Source organism: Novosphingobium silvae, assembly GCF_009856825.1.
GTDB lineage: Bacteria > Pseudomonadota > Alphaproteobacteria > Sphingomonadales > Sphingomonadaceae > Novosphingobium > Novosphingobium silvae.
On sequence record NZ_WVTD01000007.1, the window covers coordinates 134153 to 148757 of the forward strand.

Below are 14605 nucleotides of genomic sequence, written 5' to 3' on the forward strand. Positions count from 1 at the left end.
CGGAAGGCTTCGGCAACAGCCGTGGCAGCGCCGGTAGTCATGGACATGAAAAAGGCGGCGCCCGCCGTTCGCCGCCTCCATCTGCCAGACGTGGCAATCAAAAATCGCCCAGTGATGGGCTAGGTTCTTTGCCAAAGGTCGAGGCGGTAGCTGTCTTTGGTCTCGGCGCGTTCGACGGTGAAGACATCCTGCAGTTCAGTCCAGAGCTCCTCGACCGCCGCATCGCCGGTGTGAGGATAGTCCGTCTCTCCGGTGTAGTGCACGAGGATCACCCTTCCTCCAGGCGCGACGTTGCCACGCAGCCATTCGCTCGTGCGGTCCAGATCGACAAGGCCCCAATAATAGGCGACTTCCGACAGGATCACGAGATCGAACGGTTCTCCCTCCGGCGCTTCGGCAGGGAATGTCATGTGTCCCAAAGTGAGTTCGGGACGGTCGCCGACCCGCTCCCGCGCTTTTGAAAGGGCATGGGTGCTGATGTCCACGGCGAGCAGGCTGTCGCACAGCCCGACGATGTGGCTAGTAAGTACGCCATGGGCACAGCCAACCTCCAACGCCCGCGCATAGCGGCGATCAGCGAGCACATCGTGCGTATGCGCGAACTTCTCCGCTGCGTATTCGCTGGATGCCAGATCCCAAGGATCGTCGTCTGCTTCGAAGATCCTGTCGAAATAGGCTTCTCCCAGACTTGATCCGGTCATGGCATCGTTCTCCTTGGTTCGAGCGCTTTGGGCCCGTGATCAAGACGGCGGCTGACGTCTTCGGAAAGGAAGTTTTGCGGGGCCGCGCCGAAGGACATTGGTAAACGCGTGCCCGGATTTTTGTTCCTCGCCATACCGAGCGACGAGCGGTGCAGTCCCCAAGCCGGATGCGTTCCAACCCAGGCTAAGTTTGGCTGAGCGTGCGGAACTATCGCGAAGACAGTCCCGTTGTAGAGGCTGCTTGCGCCATCATGGCGGGGGCCGGGATGCGCTTGGCGCGAACAGAAAACATCGGAGCAATCACGGATGACCGGAACAATCGGCAAGGACACCGGTGCGCAGTCGCATGCCGCTGAGTTCGAGACGTTCGCTGGCGAGGGCGGCGAACTGCACCAGATCGCGGGAAGCGACGGTACTGTCTTGACCACTCAGCAGGGCGTGCCTGTCGCCGACGATCAGAACAGTCTGAAACTTGGCGAACGCGGCCCGACGCTGCTGGAAGACTTTCATTTCCGCGAGAAGATCTTCCACTTCGACCACGAACGTATTCCCGAACGCGTCGTCCATGCCCGCGGCTTCGGCGTACACGGCACATTCACGCTGGATGAAAGTCTTGCCGAATATACGACCGCGAAGGTCCTGACCGAGGTGGGCGAACAGACGCCCATGTTCGTGCGCTTCTCCACGGTTGCGGGCAACAAGGGCTCGTTCGACCTTGCGCGCGACGTTCGCGGTTTTGCTGCCAAGTTCTACACCAAGGAGGGGAACTGGGATATCGTCGCAAACAATATCCCGGTGTTCTTCATCCAGGATGCCATCAAGTTCCCCGACGTCGTACACGCCGCCAAGCAGGAGCCGGACCGTGGCTTTCCGCAGGCCCAGACCGCGCACGACAACTTCTGGGATTTCATCGGACTTACGCCTGAATCCATGCACATGATCATGTGGATCATGTCGGACCGGGCGATCCCGCGCTCCTTCCGCTTCATGGAAGGTTTTGGAGTGCACAGTTTCCGCCTCATCGATGCGGAAGGCAAGGGCACCTACGTCAAGTTCCACTTCAAACCCAAGCTGGGCCTGCAGTCCGTGATGTGGAACGAGGCGCTCAAGATCAACGGTTCGGATCCCGATTTCCATCGCCGCGACCTGTGGGACGCGATCACGATGGGTACGCCGCCAGAGTGGGATCTGGGCGTCCAGCTCTTCGACGACGATTTCGCGGACCAGTTCGAATTCGACGTGCTCGATTCTACCAAGATCATCCCGGAAGAGCAGATCCCCGTGCGCCGTATCGGCAGCTTCGTGCTTGACCGCGTCGTCGACAACTTCTTTGCCGAGACGGAACAGGTTGCCTTCTGCACGCAGAACGTCGTGCCGGGCATCGGCTTCACCAACGATCCCCTGCTGCAGGGCCGCAATTTTTCGTACCTGGATACTCAGCTCAAGCGGCTGGGCAGCCCTAACTTCACCCATATCCCGATCAACGCGCCCAAGGTGCCGGTGCAGAACTTCCAGCAGGACGGCCACATGGCCATGCGCAATCCCAAGGGTCGCGTGAACTATGAGCCGAACAGCTGGGGCGGTCCGCGAGAGAACCCGGAGATCGGCTACCGCCACTTCGCGGCGCAAGACACGGGCCGCAAGGCTCAGGTGCGTTCCGCCACCTTCGCCGACCATTACAGCCAGGCTCGCCAGTTTTTTGTGAGCCAGACGCCGATCGAGCAGAAGCACATCGGTGACGCCCTGGTCTTCGAGCTTTCGAAGTGTGAACGCATCGACATCCGGCAACGCATTGTCGCTCACTTGCGCAACATCGATGAAACCCTGGCCACCGTCGTCGCCGATGGCCTAGGCCTGCCCGCTCTTCCCGAGCCGTTCCCGGCCGCGGTTCCCACCCGCACGGATCTGCCCCCGTCCGAAGCGCTGAGCATCGTCAAGCGCGGGCCGCAAAGCTTTGAGGGACGCAAGCTCGGGATCCTCGTCACCGACGGTGCCTCGGCGTCTGTGGTGAAGGCCCTGGTCAAGGCGGTCGAAGCACTGCCGGCGGTCTACGAGATCATCTCGCCCAAGATCGCGGGCGCGACCCTCGACGATGGCACTCTGGTAGAGGCCAAACAGAAGATCGACGGTGGTCCCTCGGTTCTCTACGATGCCGTCGCTCTGGTGGTATCGGACGAGGGTGCAGCGATGCTCTCAGAAGACAAGACGGCGAAGGACTTCGTCAGCGACGCCTTCGGCCACGGCAAGTTCATCGCCTACACGGCGGAGGCCCTGCCGCTGCTCGAACGCGCCGGTGTCGCCGCCTCGGATCACGACGCGGGAGTCATTGCCCTGAAATCGACGTCGGAGGCGCAGACCTTCCTCGAAACCTGTGGTCAGCTGCGCGTCTGGGATCGCGAACTCAAGATCGATCTTGATGCAGCCAGCTTCCTCAAGGCGGGCGCAGCGTGAACGCTGCCCCGACGGAAACGCGGACGGAGGCGGCGCTGAATGCGCCGCCTCCTCTTCCAAGCCCTGAAAGGCTCCAGCAACTCCTCTTCGACGCAGCGCGCATGGGGCGCGAGGATGTCATCGAAGCGCTGGTCCATGCAGGGGCGGACATCGAGGCCAGGGACGAGCGGGGTCATACCCCGCTTGTCCTTGCCAGCTATCACGGCATGGAGGCCGCGACGGCTACTCTTCTGCGCCTCGGCGCAGATCCCGACACTCTGGGCGACAACGGAAGCGCGCTGATGGGCGTGGCGTTCAAGGGGCATGTCGCGATCGCCGACGTGCTTCTTCGCTCAGGCGCTGATCCCAACCTCAGGAACGCTGCCGGGCAGACAAGCCTGATGATGGCAGCGCTTTTCGGCCGGGCCGCAGTCGTGACACTGCTTCTGGAAGCAGGCGCATCGCCGGATCTTCAGGACATTACCGGTACGGATGCTGCAGCCCTGGCTCGCTCTCAGGGCAACGAGGCGCTTGCCACAATGCTCGAGAGCGCGGCTGAACCTGTAGTCAGCGACGGCTAGCTTTACGGAACCATGCCGATCGCATGAAGTCGCGGGGCTTTTCAGCCCCGCGTTTTTCGTGTCAGCTGCCGGGGCCAAAGCGGGCAGGTTCGCGACGGTCGACCTGCTTTTGCCGTGCCGCGGCGTAGCTTGCCACGAGTACGGAGCCCACCAGAGCAAGCGCATCTTCCGCAAAGGCGACCGGCCGGTCACGGCCAAGTGCGCGTGCCAGCGTCATTCTCACCCGGTAGCTGACGTAAGCGCTTGCAAGTGCGCCCGCAGCGCCAACCCCGGCTGCCAGCACGGCCTTCCCCGGTCGTGCCGCCGCCGCTCCCGAGAGCGCGCCGCCAACCGCCCTTCCGGCAAGCCCGGCCGGAGCGATGCGGGCGGGGATGCCCGGCTGCTTGTCCATGAAGTACTCGCCCACCGCCGCTGCGCCAAGAAGGGCGCCCGCCCAGCGTGAGTTCAGGATTGCCAGCGGCGTTCCTTCCAGCGCAAGCCCGCTGCTGGCTGCAGCGATCGTGACGGTAGCGGGCGGAGTAAACGTGCGCTGTCCGTTCGCAAGACCAAGGAGAAGCGGCACGGCTATGTCCTCGGTGGTGATCGAATTGCGACGAACCAGTCGGCCTTGCTCCAGTTTCTCCCGCAACAGAGCCCGCAGCTTTTCGGTGACGAAGCCGAACACGAGATGCGAGGCGTAACCGTAGAGGTGCGTTCGGAGCGTGTAGCGCCATGGTGGCCGCGCAAACCCGGCGAGAGGCACTGCGATCTGGTCGATCAGCGTGGCGCTGGCGAGACCGAAAGCCAGACCCTGCCAGCGCGTGACGGCGGGGTAGGACTCTGCCAGCGCGCCGTACAATGCACCTGTCGCCGTGCCCACGACATAGTGCACGGCGTTACCGCCTTGCGGCCTGTCACCTTCGTCGAGCCGAGTGCCTGCCGCCAGCAGCGCGAACCGGTCTGCGGCCTGTTCCGTCGCTGGCGGAGCGCCGCCGCCGCTGGGGCTGACGAGCGGGCTGACCATTGACTGGAAGCCGTTCATCACGGCCGACGCCGCGAAGCCGGCCAGTGCGCCGGCTGCCGCACCCCGTTCCGTGTCGACCAGGAGATCGACGGTCGAGGGTCGGCCGGCTGAGTTTATGGAGTTCATCGGGCAATCGCCTTTCGGATGTCGCTGCGACACCTGGATGCGCGCAGACCGGCGTGCCGCAACTGGAATGAGGGAAGGATCGGCCCGACCTTTCGGGAGGGGGTGGGGGAAGGAAGGTCGGGCCGATGAGGCTTTGTTTTGTTGTTTGACAGTTGAACACTCACACGCGCGAGGAGTTCCTAAAGATGTCGCAACTGATCGCGCAGGATATTCAGCCTGCCGGTGCAGCTATTCTTTGAAGAAGTTTATGGCAGGCTGCAGGACGGGTCAGGAAGGTGTAAGTTCGATGCACAAGGGAGCGTGATCGCTCGTCTTCTCCCATCCCCTTGGACGCGTATCGACGGTGGCCGAAACAAGGCGGCCTGCGGCAACAGGGTTGAGAAGTGCATGGTCGATGCGGAGGCCTGCATTGCGTTCGAATGCACCGCGCCAGTACTTCCAGAACGTGTAAACGGTTTCATCAGGGTGAAGGTGCCGGACCGCATCCGTCCACCCCTGGTCTAGAACGCGGAAGAAGGCTTCGCGCACTTCCGGGGCAAACAGAGCATCGTCCCGCCAGCGATCCGGGGCGTAGACGTCATCGTCTGTCGGCATGACGTTGAAGTCGCCCATGCACACGACCGGGGCGTCAAGGCCGACCAGGCCTGCAAGATGATCGTGCAGACGCTGGAACCACTGCAGCTTGTAGTCGAACTTCGGCCCTGGCCGCGGATTGCCATTGGGAAGGTATAGCCCGCAAACCAGCATGCCGTTGATCGCGGCCTCTATGTAACGGCTCTGCGCGTCGCCCGCTTGACCGGGCAGGTCGCGGCGGGTCTCATGTATCTCCCAGGCACGGCTGAGGATGGCGACTCCGTTCCAGCGGCTTTGTCCATGCCATACGGCTCTGTAGCCCGCGTCCTGGATCGCATCTTCGGGAAAGCGATCGTCAGGTGCCTTAAGCTCCTGCAGGCACACGATGTCGGGCTTGGCCAGCGCAAGCCACCGCAGCAGGACAGGAAGGCGGCTGTTGATGCCGTTGACGTTGTAGGTCGAGATCTTCATGCCACCGGCAAAGCGCATGGGCGCCGATGTGTTCCTCGCGCGTTGCGTGGGCATGGCAAAGCGTCCTCTCAAGGTCTTCAGAACCGCGATCGGCTTCCACGATGCCTATGTCGCTACGACAAGCCGCAAGGCAGCGCTGCAGGCCTGGGGTGCAGGAGGCGACCTGTTCTCCAGCGGCGCGGCCGAGCAAGTGATCGATCCCGCTCTGACCAAGGCGCCACTTCAACAGCCCGGTTTGGTGATCCGAGTGGCGCGGGGCACGACGGCTCAGCATCTTGCCGCTGCAGGCAAGGACCTCAAGCGAGAAGCGGGGCGAAAGCCAGCCAGGGACGAGGCCGGTCCGCCACCCTTGCCAACAAGGAAGGTCCCGCGGCCGAGCCGTACGAAGTTGGACAAGGCCGAGGCGGTGCTGAAGGCGAAGTCTCAGGCATTTGCAGCGTCCGTCGCCGACATCCATGCGCAGATCGAGGCTCTTCGAAAGCAGCGCGACGACATACGCCGGAAGCGCGACCAGGAACTGAGCAAGCTCGAACAGCGGCGCAGCCGTGAGGAGGACGCTTATCATGCTGCTTTGAGGGAATGGCAAGGTTGATGCGAACGCCCGCGCCTCAGTCACAGTTCGCCTCTCGCGGGAAACTCTTTGGTCGAAGTGACGTTGGCATCGATACGACCTCACTGGATGAACAGCGCAGGGAGCCGACGAGATGGGCAGGATGATCATCGACGCCGCGACCAGCCTTGACGGGTTCTGGGCCGATGCACGGGGGTGCAGCGTGTTTTCCGCCCGTGAACTCGCGGGCGCGGGCCTGTCGGGCAAACTGCCCGGCACCTGCGGAGCGGTGGTGATGAGCCGTCGCACCTTCGAGCTTTCCGAGGACACAGCCTGGATCGGGGAGGCCTACGCCGCGCAAACCCCGGTCTTCGTCGTCACCGATGCTCGGCCAGCGAACGGAAAATCAGGGTTCCATTTCGTAGAAGGATATGCCGCCGCTTTCGCACAGGCGAGAAAAGCCGCTGGCGAGCGAGCCGTCCTCGTTGTGGGCGAGGCCAGCGCGCTTAAGGCCGCGATGCACGACGGCGAGGCCGATGAAATCTGGCTGCGGATGACCTCCCGCACCTTGGGCGATGGTGCGCCGCTGTTCGATGATGGCGTTCCGGTGGAGAACTATTTCGTGTCCGAAATCGATTCCACAGCTGAAGCCGTCCACATGCATCTGGAAAAGCGCTGAGCCAGCCGGGTCAGGCAGGGCACGCCTTAATGGTTTCCTGCTTGTGCAGGGAGACCGTGACAAGGAAAATCGCCAGGCCGCCGAGTGCCAGGCCCGAGCCGATCCAGCCCGTCGACGTGAAGCCGTAGCCAGCGGCGATCGCAAGGCCGCCCAGCCAAGGTCCCAGTGCATTGGCAAGGTTGAATGCGCTGTGATGGGCCGCTGCAGCGAGAGCCTGCGCGTCGCCAGCCACGTCCATCAGCCTGGTTTGGAGGATCGTGCCCAGTCCTCCGCCGAAACCTATCAGCAGCACCACGATGCTCAGCGTCCAGATGTTGCCGGCAAGCACCGAGAACAGCGCTAGCGATGCCGCGCTGAACAGGAGAGCCGCGATGGCTGCCTTGGTCTGTGCGCGGTCGGCTACCCACGCCCAGAACAGGTTGCCTACGGTCATGCCGACGCCGAAGATGGCAAGGACGGCTGGAACAAACCGCTCGGAAACGCCCGTAACCTCGATCATGGTGGATGCGACGTAGGTGTAGACGCAGAAGAGGCCGCCAAAGCCGATCGCTCCGGTGAGCAGCGTTAGAAGCACTTGCGGCCGGCGCAATGCGCCAAGCTCCCTCAGGGGACTGGCGTCGGGGTCGGCTGCTTGCACCGGCGCGTAGAGCGCCACAAGCGCCATCGTAAGGATCGCCAAGCCGGAGACGACTGCAAAGCCGGCCCGCCAACCCAGTTCCTGGCCCAGCCAGTTCGCCACGGGAACCCCGATGATCGTCGCGACGGTAAGACCAGACATCACCATGGCCACTGATTGCGCCCGCCGGTTCGCAGGCACCATTGAAGCCGCTACGAGCGCTGCGATGCCGAAGTACGCGCCGTGCGGGAGGCCGCTGACGAACCGGCATAGCAGCAGGAGGGGGTAGCTCGCTGCCATGGCCGAGATACCGTTGCCGATGGCGAATACCGCCATGAGGGCGATCAGCAGCTTGCGCCGCTCAATCTTGGCCGCCAGCACCGCGATGACCGGCGCGCCCACCACCACACCTAGAGCATAGGCGCTGATCGCGTGCCCTGCTTCAGGCTCGCTGAGGCCAAGGTCCCGCGCGAAGAATGGAACAAGGCTCATCGCGGCAAATTCGGTGGTGCCGATGGCGAAGGCCCCCATGGCGAGGGCAAGCGTTACGAGCGCGGGATGAGTGGCGGCGGGTGCGGAAGGTTCAGTCATGTTGCGTTGCAAAATAGAAAGGAATGCAGCGACTGACTACCAGAGACCGCGTGCAATTAGTGCAACGGGATGCTGCCCATACTACATCCACTTGCACCCGCAAACCGAAGGGGCGCGGTTCCCGTACAAGAGGCCCTAGAAGACCGGGTCGAAGCCGGGGGGCAGTTCGCTTGCCGGACTGTCACCCTGGCCGGGAACATGGATGCCGCATTCCGTCTTGTCCCACCCCTTCCAGCGGCCCGATCGTGGATCCTCGCCGGGAGCGACCTTGCTGGTGCAGGGCATGCACCCGATTGAAGGATAGCCTTCCGCCACAAGCGGGTGAGGAGGCAGGTCGTGCTGCTCGATGTAGGCCGCGATGCGCTCCGCCGACCAGTCGATCAACGGGTTGATCTTCAGTCGCCCCTGCGTATCCGTGGTGTCGATCTCGAAACGAGGAAGGCTGGAGCGGGTCGCCGCCTGGAACGCCTTGCGCCCAGTGAGCGAGGCATCGAAGCCCAGCAGCGCCTTTGCCAGGGGCTTGACCTTGCGGATTTCGCAGCAGCCGTCCGGGTCCCACGACCAGCGAAGACCGTTCTCGTCCTTCTTCGCGATCTCGGCCTCGTCTGGCGTGAGGCTGACGAGGTTGCGAAGACCGAGGCGGCTCACAAGCAGGTCGCGGTAAGCGAGCGTCTCGGGGAAGTGCTTGCCGGTCTCGAGAAACAGCACCGGCACCGTCGGGTCGATGCTGGCAGCGAGGTGCAGAAGGACTGCGCTTTCCGCACCGAAGCTCGACACGATCGCCACGTCGCCCGCCATGCGCTCCTTGAGCACCGTCTCGAGCATCTCGCTCGTGTCAGTGCCTCGGAACATACGGTTGAGACGCACAGCATCGGCCTCCACAAAGCGGGGCGCGGTGTTGATGACGTCGCGAATGCGAGAAGTGTCAGCTTCGGTACGGAGCATCGGGGTATCCCTTCTCCCTGATCTTAGGCGGGATGGCGCTTGGCCCAGATGGCCTGGCGCCCATCGACGGCCGTGGCCTGGTACACATTGTCCCAGCGGCTGAACGCATTCTGCGCGTCCACGGGGTTGAGCGCCTTTTCGGGCGCGAAGGCATCGAAGCCGCAGCGCTGGAGGTGGCCGAGCATATCGATCACCAGGTCACCTACAGCCCGGATTTCGCCTTTGTAGCCTGCCTCGCGCAGTATGCGGGCTGCGGAGTACCCGCGGCCGTCCGTCCACGCGGGGAAATTGATCTCCACCAGCGCCAGCCTGTCGAGCTGCGGCAGCAGGTCGCGGGCGTCGTCGCCGGGTTCGATCCGAACGGCCGTGGCGTTGGACTGCTCGGAAAAGGCATCCACCGTCACCGCAGGATCGTTCACCGGCTCGTCGTCACGGAAGCGAAACTGGACTTCAACCATAGATGGCCTCCTTGAACGGATCCATGCCGATGCGGCGATAGGTATCGAGGAAGCGCTCCTCGCCCTGCTTGTTGGCGAGGTAGACTTGCGTAGCCTTTTCGATCGCGTCGACCACGCCGTCCTCGGTAAAGCCAGGGCCGATGATCTTGGCCAACGAGGTATCCGCGCCTTCGCTGCCGCCGAACAGAAGCTGATAGTTTTCCAGCCCTTTCTTGTCGACGCCCAGAATGCCGATGTGGCCCGCATGGTGGTGCCCGCAAGCATTGATGCAGCCTGAAATCTTGAGCTTCAGTTCCCCGATCTCGGCCTGCTTCTCGGCCGAGCCGAAGCGTTCGGAAATCTTCTGCGCGACCGGAATGGAACGCGCATTGGCAAGGCTGCAGTAGTCCAGTCCCGGGCAGGCGATGATATCGCCCAGGGTATCGAGATTGGCAGTGCCCAGACCCGCTTCGTCCAGCGCTTTCCACACAGTGTAGAGGTCTGCTTTCCGGACGTGCGGGAGAACGATGTTCTGTGCATGCGTCACGCGCAGCTCGTCGAACGAGTAGTCGCGGCCCAGCTGCGCCATGAGGCGGATCTGGTCGGCACTCGCATCGCCGGGAATACCGCCCACAGGCTTCAGGCTGACAGTGGCGATGACGTAGCCCGGCACCTTGTGGGCGGTGGTGTTGCGCCCGACCCACAGACGAAAATCCGGGTCGCGGAGGTCGAGTTCGTCCGAAAGGCCCTGTTCGAAGTCGGGACCCGTGAAGTGGGCCTTGATACGCTCGAGCTCAGCCAGCGGAGGCTCGATCGGCTGCGTGAGGAGGTGAGCGAACTCTTCCTCCACCTGGCGCACGTACTCGTCCCGGCCAAGCTCATGGACGAGAATCTTGATGCGGGCCTTGTACTTGTTGTCGCGCCGGCCGTAGCGGTTGTACACGCGAAGGCAGGCTTCCGCGAACGTGATCAGCTGGTTCAGCGGCACGAAATCGCGGATCAGCGGCGCGATCATCGGGGTGCGGCCCATGCCGCCGCCTGCATAGAACTGCGCGCCGATTTCGCCGGCGTCGTTCCGCACCATCTTGATGCCGATGTCGTGCAGGCGCATCGCCGCACGATCCTTCTCCGACGCGATGACAGCGATCTTGAACTTGCGCGGAAGGACAAGGAATTCGGGATGGAAGCTGGACCACTGGCGCAGCAACTCGGCGTAGGGGCGGGGATCGATGATCTCGTCCGCGGCGGCTCCGGCGAACTGGTCCGAGCTGATGTTGCGGATGCAGTTGCCGCTCGTCTGGATGGCGTGCATCTCCACCTTCGCCAGTTCGGCAAGGATGTCGGGCGTGTCCTCCAGCTTGATCCAGTTGTACTGGATGTTCTGGCGCGTGGTGAAGTGCCCGTAGCCACGGTCGTACTTGTCCGCGATGTCGCCAAGCAGCTTCATCTGCGTGGAGTTCAGCGTGCCGTAAGGCACCGCCACGCGCAGCATATACGCGTGCAGCTGGAGATAGAGGCCGTTCTGCAGGCGCAGCGGCTTGAACTGGTCCTCGGTCAGTTCGCCCGAGAGGCGACGGCGCACCTGGTCACGGAACTCTTCGACCCGGGTGTCGACCATCTGCTGGTCGTATTCGTCATACTTGTACATCAGATCACCCAGTTGATCGCATCGGGGTCGGCGGGCTTGAGCGTCAGGTCAGGCCGGACGGTGGGGCCAAGGGCACGGATGCGCTCCTTGATGTGCGCCGGACGCACCCCGTCGGCCGTCTTCTCGGCATCGACCACATAGGAGGCAAAGACGTTCTGAGCCCCTTCCTCGCGGGCGATGATCGCAGCGCCATGGTCGCCCACATCGGACGATTCGTTGACATCCAGCGACCAGCCCACGCCGGTCCACCAGACGACGGCGCCGGTCTTGAGATCGTTGCCGGTCAGGATCTTCACTGTATTGCCTCCAGCGCGAGCGCGCGAATGGTGTTGTCGTTCTCAGCGGTAACGTGGCCGATAACGATAAGCGCGGGGCTTTGCACCCTCTCGCTTTCAACGACATTCGAAAGTCCGGCCAAGGAAGACCGCAGAACACGCATGTCCGATCGGGTGGCGTTCTCGATGACAGCCACAGGCACGTCAGGCGCCAGCCCGTCGGCAATGAGCTTCTCGGTGATCTGGGCGGCCGTAGCGAGACCCATGAAGATCACGAGCGTGCGCCCCTTGCCGGCAAGGCCCGACCAGTCCTGCTCGGAAAGCCCCTTGCACTGACCGGCTACGAAGCTGACAATCGAGGCATGATCGCGGTGGGTGAGGGGGATCTGCGCCGCGGCTGCTGCCCCAAGTGCCGAGGAGATGCCGGGTACGACCTCTACCTCCACTCCGGCAACGCGGCATGCCTGCGCTTCCTCACCGCCACGTCCGAAAATGAAAGGGTCTCCGCCCTTGAGCCGCACGACGTCGTTGCCGGCCAGCGCCTCGCGCACAAGCAGGGCGTTGATCTCCTCCTGCTTCATGGTGTGCCGCGACCGGCTCTTCGCGACCGAGATCATGCGAGCCGTCGGCCGCGCCATGGAGAGTATCGCCGGATCGACCAGCCCGTCGTGCACGACCAGGGACGCGCCGAGCAGCAGCCGTGCGGCACGCAGCGTCAGCAGATCCGGGTTGCCCGGACCCGCGCCGACGAGGAAGACCTTGCCGGCAGGCTTCACGCCATCAAGTCCATTGTGACCCTCGGAGACGGATTTCGGTTTCATGGCGCGCAGATGGCGATTAAGGCTCGCCAGCGCCAGCCAGAATGGCTTTGCAGTTCGTAAGGCAAGCTTTAGCCCGAACGCACCCTGTCCTTGCGCCGTGCAGGCGGCGGAGGAAGCATCATCGTAAACGTTCCTAAAGCTCGAAACTGCGGGGGAATGGGCTTTCACCCCGTCTGCTAACCGAATCTTAACCGAACACGTGGACGTTTCCGGCTCCTAGGAGGCGCGACAATGCCCATTGCGGCCCATTTTGAAGTAGAAGGTTCTGATGCCGGCATTGCCGATGGCAAACGCCGTGCCGAGCGGCGGCGGCTGCTGCTGGAAACACAGGGTGCTCTCGCCTCAGGCGGGGAAACGCAGGTGATCCTCCACAATGTGTCCGAGAGCGGGGCGCTGCTGGAAAGCCGGGTCGAACTCGAGATCGGCGAATCCCTTGAGATCGAACTGCCGGAGATACCGCAGGCGCGGGCACGGGTGATCTGGGCCAGCGGCCAGCTTTACGGATGCGCCTTCGACGTTCGGGTGCCCACGGCTACGCTTAGCGCCGTGCAACTTCGCGGCGCCGTCCGTGCCGACCTTGGGCTTGAACCGATGCCAGTGCCCGTGGGGCCCAACCCCATAGGCGGCGAGAGCCTCGGCGAAAGGCTGCATCGACTTCGCAAGTTGAGAGGCCTGACGCAGGGGGAGCTTGCCAATCGGCTTGGCGTCAGCAAGCCCACCGTATGGGCGTGGGAGCAGGGGCGTGCGCGGCCGATCGAGGATCGCATCGAAGCTATCGCCGAAGCGCTCGGCGTGGAAAGCGGCGACCTTCGTCCCACCCGCACCGTTCCGGGGCTGGCCGACCTCATCTCGCGCTGCCGGGATCAGATCGCGACCGCCATGGAGACGGCCCCAGAAAAGGTCCGCATCATGGTGGAGCTCTGACCTCCGCCTTCGGACCGCTCTCTCGGTCTTTCTGGGAAAATGTGCACGGCGAACGTTTTTGTATTCACGTCCAAACTCGGCAATGGTAAACAAAATCGTAAGGAAGAAAAAGAATTAGTATAGTTATACAACGTCTATAACAAATAGCGCGGAGCAAGTTTGTAATCGAACGGAGGATATTTGGCGGTTCTGGTGTGTTGAATAGGCATATCACTGAACAGCCAAGATATGCGGTGGTTCGGGTCACTGCCGGTCCATCAGAGCGGTTACGGGCGGAACATTCGGGACGCAGGCGGCATGGGCATGAATTTCACGTTTCAGGAAAGCTCCGTCCTTTACGGGATGCTCGCCGAGAGTACGACCGACATCATCCTGAAGACCGACCCCAAAGGGTTCATCGTTCACGCCACGTCGGCCATCGCGGAACTGGGGCTGCGTGAAGCAGGGCGAGAGGTTGGCGGCCTCGTCGAGCAGCATCTCCTGGATCTGGTCTCACCCGAAGCCAAGCAGCAGATCTCTCGTGCCCATGCCCGGGCGCTCGCAGGCGAGGATGTGGATTGGGTGGAATTTCCCGCGATCACCCGCGACAACCGGAAACGTTGGTTCGAGATCCGGCTTCGCGCCCTGCTGCGGCACGATGGCGCCCCGTACGGCGTGCTGGCGGTGCTGCGTAATGTCGATGAACTGCGCTCGTTGAGCGAGCGGCTTTTCACCGCCACATACACCGATCCACTGACCGGCCTGACCAATCGGACCGCTTTCATATCCATGCTCGAGCATATGCTGGAAGCCGGAATGGACGGATGCCTGGCTTTGTTCAGCATCGACTTCTTCCGCACCATCAACATGCAGTACGGGCAGGCCGTGGGGGACGAGGTCCTTACCGTCTTCTCGGATCTCCTGCGCGAAATGCTGCGGACGGACGATATCATTTCGCGTATCGGTTCCGAGCGCTTCGCCGTGATCCTCCCGAGAGTGACTCCAGTCGAGGCCGAAGGCATCTGCCGCCGAGTGGTTACCACTCTGGCTGAGCTCAAGCAGAAAGTCGGCTCGAGCCACTTCGAGATGACCGCCAGCGCGAGTGTCGCCCGCATCGGCACCAGCCTTGATTCCACCATCGAACGAGCGGAAATGGCGCTCTTCGTCGCCAAGGCCAAGGGACGCAATCGCCTTGAGATGGAAAAGCCTGTCCGTCTTGCCGTAGGTTGACGTTATCGCCGGCTGCCGAGAGGCT

Annotated in this window: 15 protein-coding genes; 6 read left to right on the forward strand and 9 right to left on the reverse strand. The window is 62.9% G+C overall.

Annotated elements, in window-relative coordinates; translation table 11 throughout:
* Positions 1 to 119 precede the first annotated feature (119 nt).
* Complete coding sequence (locus tag GR702_RS11385) at positions 120 to 701, reverse strand: class I SAM-dependent DNA methyltransferase (protein WP_160986005.1); 582 nt, start codon at positions 699 to 701, stop codon at positions 120 to 122.
* A 306-nt stretch (positions 702 to 1007) separates the two neighbouring features.
* On the opposite strand from GR702_RS11385, the gene GR702_RS11390 reads away from it, so the two are divergent.
* Both GR702_RS11390 and GR702_RS11395 read left to right on the forward strand, forming a co-directional pair.
* The gene (locus GR702_RS11390; protein ID WP_160986006.1) at positions 1008 to 3152 is read left to right on the forward strand and encodes a catalase; all 2145 of its coding nucleotides are present in this window, start codon (positions 1008 to 1010) and stop codon (positions 3150 to 3152) included.
* Positions 3149 to 3712: an ankyrin repeat domain-containing protein gene (locus GR702_RS11395; protein ID WP_337192588.1), complete on the forward strand. Its 564-nt coding sequence runs from the start codon at positions 3149 to 3151 to the stop codon at positions 3710 to 3712. Before GR702_RS11390 ends, GR702_RS11395 begins: the two co-directional genes overlap by 4 nt.
* A gap of 61 nt (positions 3713 to 3773) precedes the next feature.
* On the opposite strand, the gene GR702_RS11400 is transcribed toward GR702_RS11395, so the two are convergent.
* The gene (locus tag GR702_RS11400; protein ID WP_160986007.1) at positions 3774 to 4841 is read right to left on the reverse strand and encodes a DUF1440 domain-containing protein; all 1068 of its coding nucleotides are present in this window, start codon (positions 4839 to 4841) and stop codon (positions 3774 to 3776) included.
* A gap of 267 nt (positions 4842 to 5108) precedes the next feature.
* Positions 5109 to 5885: an exodeoxyribonuclease III gene (gene xth / locus GR702_RS11405; RefSeq protein ID WP_160986086.1), complete on the reverse strand. Its 777-nt coding sequence runs from the start codon at positions 5883 to 5885 to the stop codon at positions 5109 to 5111.
* Between the two features lie 52 nt (positions 5886 to 5937).
* On the opposite strand from xth, the gene GR702_RS11410 reads away from it, so the two are divergent.
* On the forward strand, positions 5938 to 6477 hold the full coding sequence (locus GR702_RS11410) for a hypothetical protein (RefSeq protein WP_160986008.1): 540 nt from the start codon (positions 5938 to 5940) through the stop codon (positions 6475 to 6477).
* A gap of 112 nt (positions 6478 to 6589) precedes the next feature.
* Complete coding sequence (locus tag GR702_RS11415; protein WP_160986009.1) at positions 6590 to 7114, forward strand: dihydrofolate reductase family protein; 525 nt, start codon at positions 6590 to 6592, stop codon at positions 7112 to 7114.
* 10 nt (positions 7115 to 7124) lie between these two features.
* Here GR702_RS11415 and GR702_RS11420 read toward each other — a convergent pair whose 3' ends face one another.
* The 6 genes from GR702_RS11420 to cobA all read right to left on the reverse strand — a co-directional run bounded on the left by GR702_RS11420 (position 7125) and on the right by cobA (position 12447).
* The gene (locus GR702_RS11420) at positions 7125 to 8321 is read right to left on the reverse strand and encodes an MFS transporter (protein WP_160986010.1); all 1197 of its coding nucleotides are present in this window, start codon (positions 8319 to 8321) and stop codon (positions 7125 to 7127) included.
* Positions 8322 to 8456: 135 nt separating this feature from the next.
* Complete coding sequence (locus tag GR702_RS11425) at positions 8457 to 9266, reverse strand: phosphoadenylyl-sulfate reductase (protein WP_160986011.1); 810 nt, start codon at positions 9264 to 9266, stop codon at positions 8457 to 8459.
* Positions 9267 to 9289: 23 nt separating this feature from the next.
* Positions 9290 to 9724, reverse strand: coding sequence for a DUF934 domain-containing protein (locus GR702_RS11430; protein ID WP_160986012.1), 435 nt, complete (start codon positions 9722 to 9724; stop codon positions 9290 to 9292).
* Positions 9717 to 11351, reverse strand: coding sequence for a nitrite/sulfite reductase (locus GR702_RS11435; RefSeq protein WP_160986013.1), 1635 nt, complete (start codon positions 11349 to 11351; stop codon positions 9717 to 9719). The genes GR702_RS11430 and GR702_RS11435 overlap by 8 nt, the downstream gene beginning before the upstream one ends.
* Positions 11351 to 11647 (reverse strand): DUF2849 domain-containing protein, encoded by a 297-nt coding sequence (locus GR702_RS11440; protein ID WP_160986014.1) that lies wholly within the window; start codon positions 11645 to 11647, stop codon positions 11351 to 11353. The genes GR702_RS11435 and GR702_RS11440 overlap by 1 nt, the downstream gene beginning before the upstream one ends.
* On the reverse strand, positions 11644 to 12447 hold the full coding sequence (gene cobA / locus GR702_RS11445; protein WP_202408213.1) for a uroporphyrinogen-III C-methyltransferase: 804 nt from the start codon (positions 12445 to 12447) through the stop codon (positions 11644 to 11646). The genes GR702_RS11440 and cobA overlap by 4 nt, the downstream gene beginning before the upstream one ends.
* A 231-nt stretch (positions 12448 to 12678) precedes the next feature.
* Here cobA and GR702_RS11450 point away from each other — a divergent pair, with 231 nt between their 5' ends.
* Both GR702_RS11450 and GR702_RS11455 read left to right on the forward strand, forming a co-directional pair.
* Positions 12679 to 13371, forward strand: coding sequence for a helix-turn-helix domain-containing protein (locus GR702_RS11450; protein WP_160986016.1), 693 nt, complete (start codon positions 12679 to 12681; stop codon positions 13369 to 13371).
* A gap of 303 nt (positions 13372 to 13674) precedes the next feature.
* Positions 13675 to 14580: a GGDEF domain-containing protein gene (locus tag GR702_RS11455; protein ID WP_237449676.1), complete on the forward strand. Its 906-nt coding sequence runs from the start codon at positions 13675 to 13677 to the stop codon at positions 14578 to 14580.
* Positions 14581 to 14605 lie beyond the last annotated feature (25 nt).

Excerpts from the sequence above, each read along its gene's own strand:
- GR702_RS11385 (WP_160986005.1), bottom strand. The coding sequence starts at position 701 with ATGACCGGATCAAGTCTGGGAGAAGCCTATTTCGACAGGATCTTCGAA.
- GR702_RS11390 (WP_160986006.1), top strand. The coding sequence starts at position 1,008 with ATGACCGGAACAATCGGCAAGGACACCGGTGCGCAGTCGCATGCCGCT.
- GR702_RS11400 (WP_160986007.1), bottom strand. The coding sequence starts at position 4,841 with ATGAACTCCATAAACTCAGCCGGCCGACCCTCGACCGTCGATCTCCTG.
- xth (WP_160986086.1), bottom strand. The coding sequence starts at position 5,885 with ATGAAGATCTCGACCTACAACGTCAACGGCATCAACAGCCGCCTTCCT.
- GR702_RS11410 (WP_160986008.1), top strand. The coding sequence starts at position 5,938 with ATGGCAAAGCGTCCTCTCAAGGTCTTCAGAACCGCGATCGGCTTCCAC.
- GR702_RS11415 (WP_160986009.1), top strand. The coding sequence starts at position 6,590 with ATGGGCAGGATGATCATCGACGCCGCGACCAGCCTTGACGGGTTCTGG.
- GR702_RS11420 (WP_160986010.1), bottom strand. The coding sequence starts at position 8,321 with ATGACTGAACCTTCCGCACCCGCCGCCACTCATCCCGCGCTCGTAACG.
- GR702_RS11425 (WP_160986011.1), bottom strand. The coding sequence starts at position 9,266 with ATGCTCCGTACCGAAGCTGACACTTCTCGCATTCGCGACGTCATCAAC.
- GR702_RS11430 (WP_160986012.1), bottom strand. The coding sequence starts at position 9,724 with ATGGTTGAAGTCCAGTTTCGCTTCCGTGACGACGAGCCGGTGAACGAT.
- GR702_RS11435 (WP_160986013.1), bottom strand. The coding sequence starts at position 11,351 with ATGTACAAGTATGACGAATACGACCAGCAGATGGTCGACACCCGGGTC.
- cobA (WP_202408213.1), bottom strand. The coding sequence starts at position 12,447 with ATGAAACCGAAATCCGTCTCCGAGGGTCACAATGGACTTGATGGCGTG.
- GR702_RS11450 (WP_160986016.1), top strand. The coding sequence starts at position 12,679 with ATGCCCATTGCGGCCCATTTTGAAGTAGAAGGTTCTGATGCCGGCATT.
- GR702_RS11455 (WP_237449676.1), top strand. The coding sequence starts at position 13,675 with ATGAATTTCACGTTTCAGGAAAGCTCCGTCCTTTACGGGATGCTCGCC.